This window comes from Vibrio sonorensis, from assembly GCF_001854765.1.
Classification (GTDB): Bacteria; Pseudomonadota; Gammaproteobacteria; order Enterobacterales; family Vibrionaceae; genus Vibrio; species Vibrio sonorensis.
On sequence record NZ_LJJE01000063.1, the window covers coordinates 72,572 to 85,481 of the forward strand.

Consider the following 12,910-nt stretch of genomic DNA (forward strand, 5'->3'; position numbering starts at 1 on the left):
GGTTACGATCGTTATAGGATTATCTCATCCATAGCGCGCAAGGGGTTAAAGAAGTGTCAACAGTACGGTGAGTAATAATTAATCACTCAGCAGAAAAGTAAAATAAATTTGAAATGAAAATCATTATCAACTAGATCTAATTGCGCACATATGGTGTTTAACTAGAAAATAAAACACAAGATATAGTTATGGACGTTATAAAAAGAGACGGTAGAAAGGAAAAGGCAAGCCTAGATAAGGTTACACGACGCGCAGAGGCGTTAGCAGATGGCCTTAAAGTAGAACCAATCGCAGTTGCTCAGCGAGTGGTTAGCGGTTTGTACGATGGCATTAAAGTTACAGAAATCGATGTGTTTCTTGCAGAAACAGCAGCAAGTATGGCTGCAGAACATCCTGATTACAGTAACCTTGCTGCTCGGGTCATGGTTAGCTCACTTCAAAAGGAAACAAAAGGGTTTGTTGAAGCGACAAAACAGCTACAAAAAATAGGCATCTTAGACGATGATTACGTGGCATTTGTTGAAAGTAATGCAACACAACTTCAAGAAATCATTGATTATACGCGCGATTATCGCTTTGACTATTTTGGCTTTAAAACACTAGAGCGTTCTTACCTTCTCAAGGTAAACGGTGAAATCGCTGAGCGTCCTCAAGATATGTTCCTAAGGGTTGCAATAGCAGTAGCAGGCAGTGATTTCGATGAGATTAAAGAGCTGTACGATTTGGTCAGTCTTGGCTATTACACTCACGCAACGCCAACTTTGTTCAATGCTGGATGCAAAATGCAGCAGTTGTCGAGTTGCTTCTTGTTGGCGATGGAAGACGATTCTATTGCTGGTATTTATGACACGCTTAAAGACTGCGCTTTAATTTCAAAGTCCGCGGGTGGTATCGGTTTACACATTCACAATATCAGAGCAAGTGGTGCACCAATAGTTGGAACAAATGGTGTTTCAAACGGTATTGTACCAATGCTAAAAGTGTTTAACGAAACCGCTCGATATGTTGATCAGGGCGGCGGCAAACGCAAAGGCTCTTTTGCCATCTACTTAGAACCTTGGCATGCGGATATTGAAAACTTTTTGGATCTGCGTAAAAACCACGGTAAAGAGGAGTTCCGTGCACGGGACTTATTCCTGGCGCTTTGGGTTCCTGACCTATTTATGCAACGCGTGGAAGAAGATGGCGACTGGACACTGTTTAGTGAGCACAATGCAAAAGGGCTATCAGATGTCTATGGCGCAGAATTTGTAAAACTATACGAAAGATACGAAGCTCAGGGCTTAGGTATCAAGACGGTTAAAGCTCGTCAGCTGATGACTCAAATCATAGAGTCACAAGCGGAAACGGGTACGCCTTACATGCTGTACAAAGACGCGTGTAATGAAAAATCTAACCAGAAGAATCTGGGAACGATTAAATCGAGTAACTTGTGCGCAGAAATCATGGAGGTCTCTACTCCTACGGAAACTGCTGCTTGTAACCTTGCATCGATTGCCTTGCCTTCATTTGTAGATGATAACGGCTTTAACTTTGAGAAACTTCACCAAGTGACCAAGGTGGCGATCAAAAATTTAGATCGAGTGATTGACGTCAATTATCACCCCACGGATAAGATCGAAAAGTCTAATCATGCGCACCGACCGATAGGCCTTGGTGTTCAGGGATTGGCAGATGTCTTCTTTAAACTGAAATTGCCATACGACAGTGCTAAAGCAGGTGAGATAAACCGAGATATTGCTGAAACCATGTATCACGCCGCGTTGGAATCTTCCTGTGAAATAGCGAAAAGCAAAGGCTGCTATGAAAGCTACGACGGCTCACCGTTAAGCCAAGGAAAATTTCAGTTTGACTTGTGGGGCGAGAAGCCAAGTAGCCGTTGGGATTGGGATACTTTAAAGCAGAACATCGCAGAAAACGGCGTTCGCAACTCTTTGCTTATTGCCCAAATGCCAACAGCTTCGACTGCGCAAATTTTGGGTAATACCGAAGCATTTGAGGCTCAGACTAGCAACATATACAAACGCCAGACCTTATCGGGTGAGTTTATCCTTGTTAACCGTTACTTGGTTGAGGAGTTGGAGTCTATCGGCTTGTGGAACGAAAGTACGAGAGACGCGCTTATCCTCAATAATGGCTCGGTTCAAGATATTCAAGACATACCAGAAAACGTGCGAGAAATTTACCGCACCGTATGGGAGATTTCGCAAAAAGTCATCATTGATATGTCGGCAGCCCGGGGACCATACGTGTGTCAGTCACAAAGCCTTAACCTATGGCTTGCGACTCCAACCTTTGCTCAAATTAATGCCATGCATTTCTACGCTTGGAAGCAAGGGTTAAAAACAGGTATGTATTACCTGCGTACCAAACCATCGACCAACGCCGTCAAAGTGACAGTAGGTCAGCAGCAAGATGAAGACTGTCTGAACTGTGGTGCTTAATAAGGATTTATTATGATTGTTAAAAACAAATTTAGCCTGTTTCCGATCCAGTACGAAGAGATTTGGGATGCATACAAAACTCACGAGGCGGCATTTTGGACAACAGAAGAACTTGATTTCGCCCAAGACTTAGCCGATCTAGAAAAGCTTGGAGAAGGTGAAAAACACTTTATTCGACACGTATTGGCATTTTTTGCGCAAAGCGAAGGCATGATCAATGAGAACTTATTAACGCGTTTCTATGGTGAAATTGAAATAGCGGAAGCGCGTTGCTTCCTTGCACTTCAAGCGTTTAACGAAGTCATTCACGCGGAAACTTATGCGCTTCAGTTGGAGACGTATATTCCCGACGTGGAAGAGCGAGAAAGGCTGTTTAACGCTATCGATAATGTTCCTACTGTGAAACGCAAAGCCCAGTGGGTTATGAAATGGATCTCTTCGGATCGACCGCTACCTATGCGCCTTATCGCGTTTGGCTTAGTGGAAGGTCTGTTTTTCGCTGGCAGTTTTTGTGCGATTTACTACTTCCGCAAACGCGGATTGCTGGCAGGTTTAGCGGCCAGTAATGATCTGATTGCCCGCGATGAAGGCTTGCACTTTAGCTTCTCTGCGCTGCTGTTTAAAACCTTGGGTCAAGGACAGGTAACTCAAGCTCAGTTCGAAGAAATCTGCCGCGAAGCGGTTTCAATAGAAAAAGAGTTTGTCACCGAAGCTCTACCAGTAGACCTGATCGGAATGAATGCTGAACTAATGTGTCAGTACATTGAACACACCGCCGATGTTATTGCGGGGCTGTTTGGCTTTAGCCCAGTATTTGGTACTGAGAACCCATTTGATTATATGCGTCTATTAGATATGGAAGGAAAAACAAACTTCTTCGAAAAGCGTGTGACCGAATACAAGCGTCCACAAGAAAGACAACTGAGCTTTGATGCGGAGTTCTAAAATGAAAATTGAAATGTATAGCAAAGACAATTGCTCACAATGTGTCAGTGCTGCGCAGTGGTTAACGAGCCAAGGACTGCCATTGCAAACGCTAAAATTAGATATAGATTTTAGTCGAGAAACATTATTGTCCATTTTTCCTCGGGCCCTACCTATCCCCAATTTTCTGTGAATGGTCAACCAGTCGGCGACTTTAATCAGTTAAAAGCGTCCTTGGCGTTTACCCAAGAACCCGCATTTTAAATTGACGTCTAGCGTTAGAAAAACGGCTTCATTTTATGAGGCCGTTTTTATTATAAGCACTAAGTAAAAGATCGAGTTCTAGGCAAACTAATAAAACAATAGAATTATATTGATATGTTGTCGTAGCAAAAATCCCTGAATAATCATTTTTTGTCTATAAAAACAAACAGGTTGAATATTTATGGGATTTAATAAACTGACAACGTTGATACTGCCAATGATTTTTGTTCCAGTATCTGCGCTGGCTGATCAACAGATCTACAACAGGGATGCTTTTTACGTCGGGGCTGATGTGGGGCTGAGTTCATGGTATGACTTGTGCGATGATGCCAATGATACTCTCGCTTGCGATGACTCAAGCTTAGCTTATTTTGGTAAGTTTGGTTATCGTTTCTCGGAAGGAGCTCGATTGGAGCTTGATGCAGGCAAAATAGGCGATTTTACAAAAAATGCCATCGATGGTGATGTGTTATCGGTCGCTGCGCGAATGGGATATGACTTTTATTCTGTCGATGCACATCAGTTTACCGGCTACTTAGGTCTAAAGTGGCGAGATTTTGAAAGTGTTATAAAGGAAGTTGATGACTTTGCACCAGAATTAGGTATTGGATATCAATACTATTTGACTCCTGCATTCAGTTTGGGTCTAAGCTATTTCCACGGTTTAGATATATCAGACAACGATGAGTTTGGGATCCTAAAAGCGGGCTTCCATTATTACTTTGGGCAAAAAGATGATGCGATCAAAGAATCCGTTGAGCCAAGACCTGTCGCTGTAGTTGAAGATCCTAAACCAGAGCCGGTTCGTAAAGAGCTGACAAATCAAGAAAAGCTTGAGCAAAACATCGCGACCAACATCTATTTTGGTTCATCGAGCGCGAGCCCGAGAGGACTGCAATTTTTATCTGATGTGATTGACTATATGAAGGACAACAAGGAAGTAAAAGTTCATTTGGTTGGTCACACCGACTCCGTGGGCAGCGCTGCAAGTAATATGCGTTTATCTGTTGATAGGGCAAATGCGGTACGTTCTTATTTAATGAGCCAAGGTGTGAGTCAAAATCGTATCATGACGTCGGGCAAAGGCGAAACTCAGCCGATTGCGTCAAATGAAACGAGTCACGGTCGGTTACTCAACCGACGCGTAGAGTTAACGACCTTCGATTAAAAATGACGATTGGAATGGAGCTGGCTTGTATTTTGAGCCAGCTTTTTTTGTGCGGTAAGTTGCATTTTACAGAGCAACACAAAACTGAAAAAGTCGATTCACCACCATCAAGTCTCACTTATATCCAACTGCTTTGTTCTTCAATTCCTTGCTATTACTGCAAATATGCACATGATTGCGGTATGGGGTGCTGTTATTTTGGCCTGTTTCTCAAAAAATAAAATGCAAGATGAACGGAATTATTATTCTGGTAGATTGAACTAAGGTCTCATTTTTAATGGTATTGGTTGCAGTATGGGAAAGCTATCATCGTCTCTGATGGAATTATTTGGCATTGGTGCCAATAAGGCCAAAAAAACCAACACAGTTCGAACGGAGTTTTATCGTGGTCATTTGTTGAAGCGCAACATTGCCCATTTAGAAAACTGGAGCGTAGATATTGCTGACAAATGTTTTGTGGGAAAACTTGAATACATTAAGATGTCGGTAGATCAATGGTGTGACAACAAAGTGATCGTTCCACCTGACTACTTTGAAAAGAACGTCAAAGAGCATAAAGAGAATCAAACCGTCGAATACAAAGGTTTTGTTATCAAAAATGATACCGGAAAGCGCAATGATTGGTATGCGACTTATCGCGGCCGCTTGATGAAAGGTTGTAGAAAAAAAATCGAGCAAGCGATTGATGAGATAAGGGAGCGCGAACTGGCTGCGAGAGACTAAGTTTTAAATCATCTTAATTACATGGATTTGACAGTCACTTTTCCCACTTCATAGTGGTATTATCTCTTCGGCTCCGTTGAGGTAAAGAAGACAATGCTGAAGATATCTAATAAGGTCGCAATTCCTGACCATGAAATTGAAATGACCGCAGTAAGAGCCATGGGATCGGGTGGTCAAAAAGTTAACAAAACCAGCAGTGCGGTCCACTTGAAATTTGATGTACCCAAATCGAGCCTACCTGAATTTTACAAAGAAAAACTGCTACGCCTGAATGACTCGAGGGTCAGTAAAGATGGTGTCATTGTTATTAAATCCCAATCTTACCGATCTCAGCAGATGAATCGGGATGATGCATTGCTCAGACTACAGCAGATGATCGCTTCGGTTAATGTTGTCCAGAAAGCGAGACGCGCGACCAAGCCAACAAAAAATTCCCAAAAAAGACGTGTGGATAACAAGAAGAAAAAAGGTCAGGTTAAATCGCTACGCCAAAAAGTGGTTTAGGCGATAATGGGGCGATGTCACGGTACTTTATTTGGGCGAAGCAAGCTTCGCCACACGTGAAATACAACTGGTGTTAAAACACGCCATTGGCATTTTGAATGTCGCCTCCAGAAAATAGTGAATATAAACGCATTGTAAAGTCTAGTGCCTGAATTGAGTCCCAGTGTTCAACAATTTTCCCATCTTCAATTCGCCACTTGTCTATGATATTCATGCCTTTTTCATCATTTCCTCTATCTTCTCTGTTCAGAGTGGCGTGTGAGTGAAAGATGACATAATCACCGTCTGCATAGATGTGCTTAACGTCGTACGTATAGTCTGGATAGTCTTCTACGAACTCTTGTAAGAATCCGACAAGACCGGAAATTTTATCAGGTAGGTTTCGATTGTGCTGAACGTAAGCGCTACTGTTGTAGTTTTCTAATATGTACTCAAAGTCGTGGTCGTTCATAAGATGCTGGACAAAATCTGTCACGATTCGAGCATTCTCTTTCTCTTGTTCCGACCAATTTGGTTTTTGTAAAACGTTTAAGTCTATGGTGAGCTTTTCTTGTTCTGATGCAAAAGCAAACACACTGGTCAACAGAAGCATTACTGATACAAAAGATTTCAACATGGTGCACTCCTCTGGTATAAAATGAGCTGGGAAGTATACATTTTTAGTTATGGTAACTATTAGTAACCTGCGTTACAAGAAGGCACATTATTGTGGTGTAGGCACATTTTGGTAACCCAAAATTCTTCGCAACATAAAGTAGAGAGAAACAATGAAAGAACAGAGAAGAGTGTTTTACAACGATGAATCGTGTCCGGTTCGCAACGTGGTAGCGCAGATAGGCGATAAGTGGTCAATGCTAATTTTGTTTGCATTAGTGGATGGCCCAGACAGGTTTAATTCCCTCAAATCAAGAATTAATGGCATATCTCAACGTATGCTGACGCAAACGCTCAGAGATCTAGAACGCGAAGGCTACGTCAATCGTACCGTTTACCCAGAAGTCCCCGTCAAAGTGGAGTACGAACTGACCGAAATGGGGCAAGGTATTGTTAATCCGCTATATCAACTCGTGTTATGGGCTGAAGAACACAAAGTAAAGATCGAACAAGCCAGAGAAGCTTACGACAATCGAAAATAACGTTTAACCGCAACATGAACGTGCGTTACAAATACCCAAGTTTTCGTTATTAGATGTACGGTTTTCTAGTCGGAAGCAGGATCTTTTGACAAAGTTTGATTATCAAAATATATTTAAGCTAGTAATATTTGATTATCAAACTAAATGGGAAGGCAATGTGACCGCTTCGACTACGCACACTCATAACTTTTCTGAGCACAACCACAAGGGTGAGAAACGCACCATTTATGTTCTCATTCTGACCTTAACCACAATGATCGTCGAAATATCTGCGGGAACGGTTTTTGGTTCCATGGCGTTGCTGGCGGACGGGTGGCATATGGGGACACATGCGGCTGCGTTTTGCATCACTTTGTTTGCCTACCGGTATGCGAAAAAGTACCAAGACAGCGAACGGTTTTCCTTTGGCGTAGGGAAGGTAAGTGTATTAGGTGGGTATACGAGTGCTATTGCACTAGGGATTGTTGCGTTGCTGATGCTAGTAGAGTCTGTCCATCGACTGTTCAATCCGCAAACCATTTATTTTAATGAAGCTATTGCGGTGGCCTTTATTGGTTTGGCTGTGAATTTAGCAAGCATGTTTTTGCTTGGAGATCATCATCACGGGCATTCACATGACCACCATGACGATCACCATAGCCATCACCACGATCACAACCTTAGAGCCGCTTACTTACACGTCCTAGCAGATACCTTAACATCGGTGCTTGCCATTGTTGCTCTGTTTTTTGGTAAATACTACGGTTGGAACTGGTTGGATGCGTTAATGGGGATCGTGGGAGCAGTAGTGATCTCAAAATGGACACTAAACCTTCTCAAACAAACAAGTCCTATTTTGCTGGATGAGAATATTGAAGCAAGCTATCGAGAGCGTGTTCGCAAAGCGCTAGCGCCTTTTGGCGACGTGGTTGATTTACATATTTGGAAGGTCAGTGGTCATCATTATAGTGCGGCAATATCCATTGTTTCCAACAGCGGTCTATCGGCCGAAGATTACAAGAAAAAATTGGCTCAGTTTGATAAGATTAAGCACCTCACTGTAGAAGTTAATTTAGAATAATGTTGAATATTGAAACCCTTAATCACCTGTTGACTGAGTTTTACGACAAAATGTCATCTTGGGAGTTATCAGTGGTAAAAGAAACTGGCTATTCACTAGCACAGGTTCACACGATCGAAGTTTTGGGCAATCACGGCCAATTGAAGATGAAAGAGTTGGCTGAAAAGTTGGGTATTACTACAGGAACTTTAACAGTCCAGATTGAAAAACTGGTATCTGCGAATTTAGTAGAGCGCCTTGCCCACCCAAATGATAGAAGGGCGATTGTGGTTTCACTGACGGATGAGGGGCAAGAAATTCACAAGTGCCACAATCAACTGCATATTGACTTGGTTAAAGACTTAACCAGTAACTTTGAGCCTGAAGATGGTGAGCGCCTAATTGAAATATTGAAAAAGATGAACAGAGAGTTTTGAGGCTAAGCTGTTCTTTCAATCAAGCACATTTGGCGTTCATTCTATTACTGCAAAATACGACTTCAGTTTGGCCCTTAACCACTTGTTAGCAGGGCTATGTTTCATCCGGTTATGTGCCATCAACCTGTATCGTACCGGAATATTGGTAAAAGGCGCTTCTAAGATCTGTAATTCGAGCTTTTGAGCGAACGTGTTGGCCATACTTCTTGTCACCGCTGCAACACAATGGCTATTTGATACCATTGACATCTGTGACATCAAAGAATCGCATTCAGCGGCGACACGCCGTGCGCCAATACTTTCTTTTGTATGGTAGTCCGCAAGGTATGCGTCTTCCCGTCTGAGCTTGAGTGTTATGTGTCTTTCGGAGTAAAACTCGTCCAGTGAAATCGCGCCTTGGATCCTTGGATGGGATTGTTGAGCAATGATACAGATATCGTCATCATACAAATATTCAGAGAAAAAAGACGGCGCGGAGTAATTGGCGAAATCGATCGCCAAATCGGCTTTTTGCTGATTCAAGTGGTGCAGTAGGGATTCTTCATCGAAAAGGGTTGGCTGTAGCTCAATGGTTATGTTTTCCAGTGATTGATCCGATTCAATCTTGGGCAGCAGCATAAGCATGGTTGGTTCAGTAACTAACACTACAAATCGACGGGAATGTGTGACAGAAAATGTTTCAATACCTTCAACGGCGTTTTGAATTTGAACTAAAGCTGGCTCTATCTGGCGAATTAATTCCTCCGCCTGATGCGTTGGCGCGATACCTCGACCAGAACGAACAAACAGCTGAATACCTAACTGTGCTTGTAACCTCTTAAGAAGACCACTGACAGCAGGTTGGGTCAATCCAAACTCTTCAGCAGCAAGGGTAATTGAGCCGTTGCGATAAACAGCTTCACATACCCTAAGTAGGTTCAAATCCAACTTATTTTCCATACCTATACATAACGTTTTGTGATGTTATGTATATATTTTCATCTCTTTATTGTTATTTGTCAAAGCACTAAATTGGTCTTGTACCCACAAAAAATAATGAGGCCGTTATGAAAACTCGATTTACTCCTACCACGCTTTCTATTGCCATTGTGATGTCATTTAACGCATATGCCGATTACGCAAGCTTAGAAAACTACCAAGGAAAGCCTGCTTCGAATCACACGGTAATAGCAAACACAGAGTTAGCACAGCAACTGCCATGGGAAGACAACACGGCATTTGAACGCACAAAGAAAGGCTGATTGCCGAGTTCGGCGCGCATGAGGCGGGAGAACTCAAAAATCGTTTTGATTATATAGCGGATTTGAGTCTTGAAGAGATCCCGCCTACGGTGAATCCGTCGATTTGGCGACAAGGTATGCTCAATTACACTGCTGGTGGCCTTTACCAAGTGACCGATGGCGTCTATCAAATTCGCGGGGCAGATTTGTCGAATATGACGATTTATCGCACCGATAATGGCTATGTTATTCACGACCCGCTTATCACTAAAGAAGCGTCTACAGCGTCTTGGGAATTTGCAAAAATGCACCTACCTGCAATCAATGGCGAGCATAAGATTACCGGAATGATTTATTCTCATATGCACGTTGATCACTTTGGTGGGTCAAGGGGAATTGTTGAGTCTGGAGACTTTGCAAAGGACGCGTTGATCTATGCCCCTAAAGATTTTATTAAAGAATTAGCCGATGAGAACGTTATTGCTGGTACAGCGATGGGACGTCGCGCTAATTATCAATATGGCACCACACTGGATAATACTCCAAAAGGAATAGTAGACAATGCACTTGGCCTTGGTACTACGAGAGGTGAAGTGACGCTAGTGGCTCCTGACCGCGAGGTAGTCGAACGAGAAGAAGTGATCAATATTGACGGTATAGACTTCCATATGATCAATATGCCAGGCGCAGAAGCACCAGCGGAAATTGTGCTCTATGTACCTCAGTATCGTTCACTAAATACCGCTGAACTCACTTATGATGGCATGCATAATATTTACACCTTCCGAGGAGCGAAAGTACGTGATTCACTGGTATGGACTAAATATCTGACCGAACTTAAGTTGCGTTTTGTAGACAGTGGTTTAGTGGATAATATTCACGCTGCGCATTCTGCCCCAGTTTGGAACAATCCAGAAACAGAGGTGAATGAAATATCGCAATACATGACGCTGCAGCGCGACAATTACGGTTTCATTCATAACCAATCAATGCGCTTGGCCAATCATGGTGTGACTATCAATGATGTGGGTAGAGAAATAGAAAAAATTGTACCTCAAAGTCAGTTGAATACTTGGCATACCAACGGCTACCACGGCTCGTATAGCATAATGCAAGGGCGGTAGTCAATTTGTACTTGGGGTACCACGATTTGAATCCAGTGAACACAAATCCCCTGCAAACCCGCGATAAATCATGTGTGTATGTCGAAGCGGCAGGCGAAGAAGCCCTTTACCAAGCGGGCATGATCCACTTTGGTAAGGGGGAGTATCAGCAAGCGTCACAGCTGTTTAACGACTTAGTACAGTGCGAACCATCAAACGTGAAGTACCGTTTTGCGCTTGCCGACAGCTTTGAACAACAAGGCTATCAATCGGAAACTATGGCGTGGCGTAACTCGTATTTGCAAGGGGCAGTTGAGCTGCGTACTGGAGAAATTCGACCGTCCCTAAAAGCCGCTTCTGCGGATGTGATTGCAAACACACCGACGGGTATGTTCTTAGATTTTGTCGCGGTTAAACTGAATGCAGAAAAAGCGGAACAAGCGGGGCTGAATTTTAACTTTGGTCTAGAGCATCCCGATTTAAATGAGAGCTTCTACGGTGAAGTGTCCAACTCCAATATGGCGAACATTCAAGTCGATGAACTGCCCAAAACCGATGTGGTTTTGCGTATTAACAAAGAAGATTTGACTAAAGTGGTACTTGGGGAAACCAGTCTGAAAAGCTTAATCGAATCAGGCACTGCTAGAGTGGATGGGCAAACAGAACTGCTCACTCAATTGGCAAACTGCTTAGATGAATTTGATGGGCTGTTCGATATTCTGCCGATTGCCAGAAAGTAGTTTGATGTCTCTGCAAACTCGCCTCACTGAAAAGTGGGGCGTTTGCCATACATCAAAACATAATAGGCGCTATTTTTCTTCTTCAACCGGCCATTTAATAAAAGCAAACATCCAAATTAAAATTAGGTTGAGCACTGGAATAGCGAGGAAAATAATCCACCAACCAGGAAATCCCGCTTTTTTTGCAATTGGTCGCGCAACAAATATCAAAAATAGAAATGCTAAAGCGTTGATTAGGGTTTTGAACTCACTATCACTCATGGTGTTTCTCCTTGCCTAGAGAGACATCCCATGTTGAGCTGGCGAGATAAACGAGTGTGAAAATAAGCCCAACAAATGGGATTAAAACAAAAAGAGCGACGTTAGGGTTGAGCCCAGCTCTGACAATTATCCGTCTCAGAGGTACCCAGAATAGGATCATCTGAAATAGCACAGCTAAAAATATTTCCATGGTAAGATCTAAGTTTATTCGTCTCTAGATCAAGCATAGATTGAGTCGCCTCCGTTTTCCTGCTGGCCACAATCTTAAAACTCAGGTTTTATCCACTCATCTGCGAGGGCTGACATCAATACCTTGTCGTGGAAGCTACCGTTTCGATAGCCGCTTGTCTCATTACGCCTTCTTTTTGATAACCAGCCTTGGTATAGGCTTTTATTGCCCCTTGATTATTAGAAAATGCAGTCAACTCGATTCGGTGCAAACCCAAAGTTTCAAAACCGTATTGAGTGACACAAGATGTGATCTCTGTACCTATGCCTTTTCCCCAGTACTCCTTGTTGCCGATAAGGATAAAGTATTCACCGCATCGATTGAGTGCACTTATCGAAGCGATCCCGGCGTAACCAATAAGGCGACCTGAAGATTTACAGCAAACTCCAAAAGAAACGGATTTGTCTGTATTGTTAATCGTTAACAGCCAATTAGAGATATCCGTTTTGGATTGTGGGTAGGCAAATGACGAAAGACTGTACTGGGTAACTTGCTTGTCTTTTGCCCATTGATAAAAGATAGATGCATCGTCAGTATCGAGCGGACGAAAAGTAATTCTTTCTGATTCAAACACAATATGACCTCTTAGCTAGACTCAAGCAGACTTGCAAGAAACAAACGCATAACCAAGAGTGTATGATGCCGTTATCACTGATAACTTTCAACGTTAAATCATTAAGTTATATCGCTTTGAATGGATGTGATTCCAGCTGTACGA

12 protein-coding genes and 2 pseudogenes are annotated in these 12,910 nt (G+C 42.7%); 10 read left to right on the forward strand and 4 right to left on the reverse strand.

Annotation, left to right across the window (positions count from 1 at the left end):
* Positions 1 to 188 precede the first annotated feature (188 nt).
* From BLO31_RS10575 to arfB, 6 genes are all read left to right on the forward strand, one after another.
* A complete protein-coding gene (locus BLO31_RS10575) occupies positions 189 to 2,444 on the forward strand; it encodes a ribonucleoside-diphosphate reductase subunit alpha (RefSeq protein WP_070965774.1) in 2,256 nt (751 codons plus the stop codon).
* Positions 2,445 to 2,456: 12 nt separating this feature from the next.
* Positions 2,457 to 3,389: a ribonucleotide-diphosphate reductase subunit beta gene (locus BLO31_RS10580; RefSeq protein WP_070965776.1), complete on the forward strand. Its 933-nt coding sequence runs from the start codon at positions 2,457 to 2,459 to the stop codon at positions 3,387 to 3,389.
* 13 nt (positions 3,390 to 3,402) lie between these two features.
* Positions 3,403 to 3,561: a thioredoxin domain-containing protein gene (locus BLO31_RS24485; protein ID WP_342668981.1), complete on the forward strand. Its 159-nt coding sequence runs from the start codon at positions 3,403 to 3,405 to the stop codon at positions 3,559 to 3,561.
* A gap of 252 nt (positions 3,562 to 3,813) precedes the next feature.
* Positions 3,814 to 4,800, forward strand: coding sequence for an OmpA family protein (locus BLO31_RS10585; protein WP_070965778.1), 987 nt, complete (start codon positions 3,814 to 3,816; stop codon positions 4,798 to 4,800).
* A gap of 294 nt (positions 4,801 to 5,094) precedes the next feature.
* Positions 5,095 to 5,523: a DUF3319 domain-containing protein gene (locus BLO31_RS10590; RefSeq protein WP_070965782.1), complete on the forward strand. Its 429-nt coding sequence runs from the start codon at positions 5,095 to 5,097 to the stop codon at positions 5,521 to 5,523.
* A gap of 93 nt (positions 5,524 to 5,616) precedes the next feature.
* Positions 5,617 to 6,027, forward strand: coding sequence for an alternative ribosome rescue aminoacyl-tRNA hydrolase ArfB (arfB, locus tag BLO31_RS10595; RefSeq protein WP_070965785.1), 411 nt, complete (start codon positions 5,617 to 5,619; stop codon positions 6,025 to 6,027).
* 73 nt (positions 6,028 to 6,100) lie between these two features.
* Here the strand turns inward: arfB and BLO31_RS10600 are convergent, their stop codons facing one another.
* Entirely contained in the window at positions 6,101 to 6,643 is a 543-nt protein-coding gene (locus BLO31_RS10600; protein ID WP_070965788.1) for a nuclear transport factor 2 family protein, read from the reverse strand.
* 151 nt (positions 6,644 to 6,794) lie between these two features.
* On the opposite strand from BLO31_RS10600, the gene BLO31_RS10605 reads away from it, so the two are divergent.
* From BLO31_RS10605 to BLO31_RS10615, 3 genes are all read left to right on the forward strand, one after another.
* The gene (locus BLO31_RS10605; RefSeq protein WP_070965792.1) at positions 6,795 to 7,163 is read left to right on the forward strand and encodes a winged helix-turn-helix transcriptional regulator; all 369 of its coding nucleotides are present in this window, start codon (positions 6,795 to 6,797) and stop codon (positions 7,161 to 7,163) included.
* Positions 7,164 to 7,320: 157 nt separating this feature from the next.
* Positions 7,321 to 8,223, forward strand: a complete 903-nt coding sequence (gene dmeF / locus BLO31_RS10610) for a CDF family Co(II)/Ni(II) efflux transporter DmeF (RefSeq protein ID WP_070966624.1) — start codon at positions 7,321 to 7,323, stop codon at positions 8,221 to 8,223.
* A complete protein-coding gene (locus BLO31_RS10615; protein WP_070965795.1) occupies positions 8,223 to 8,639 on the forward strand; it encodes a MarR family winged helix-turn-helix transcriptional regulator in 417 nt (138 codons plus the stop codon). Before dmeF ends, BLO31_RS10615 begins: the two co-directional genes overlap by 1 nt.
* Positions 8,640 to 8,675: 36 nt before the next feature.
* Here the strand turns inward: BLO31_RS10615 and BLO31_RS10620 are convergent, their stop codons facing one another.
* Positions 8,676 to 9,578 (reverse strand): LysR family transcriptional regulator, encoded by a 903-nt coding sequence (locus tag BLO31_RS10620; RefSeq protein WP_070965799.1) that lies wholly within the window; start codon positions 9,576 to 9,578, stop codon positions 8,676 to 8,678.
* A 107-nt stretch (positions 9,579 to 9,685) separates the two neighbouring features.
* Here BLO31_RS10620 and BLO31_RS10625 point away from each other — a divergent pair.
* A pseudogene (locus tag BLO31_RS10625) lies at positions 9,686 to 11,702 on the forward strand (alkyl/aryl-sulfatase).
* 69 nt (positions 11,703 to 11,771) lie between these two features.
* On the opposite strand, the gene BLO31_RS10630 reads toward BLO31_RS10625, so the two are convergent.
* Together BLO31_RS10630 and BLO31_RS10640 are read right to left on the reverse strand one after the other, a co-directional pair.
* A complete protein-coding gene (locus BLO31_RS10630) occupies positions 11,772 to 11,963 on the reverse strand; it encodes a hypothetical protein (RefSeq protein ID WP_070965804.1) in 192 nt (63 codons plus the stop codon).
* A gap of 264 nt (positions 11,964 to 12,227) precedes the next feature.
* Positions 12,228 to 12,769, reverse strand: a pseudogene (locus tag BLO31_RS10640) (GNAT family N-acetyltransferase).
* Positions 12,770 to 12,910 lie beyond the last annotated feature (141 nt).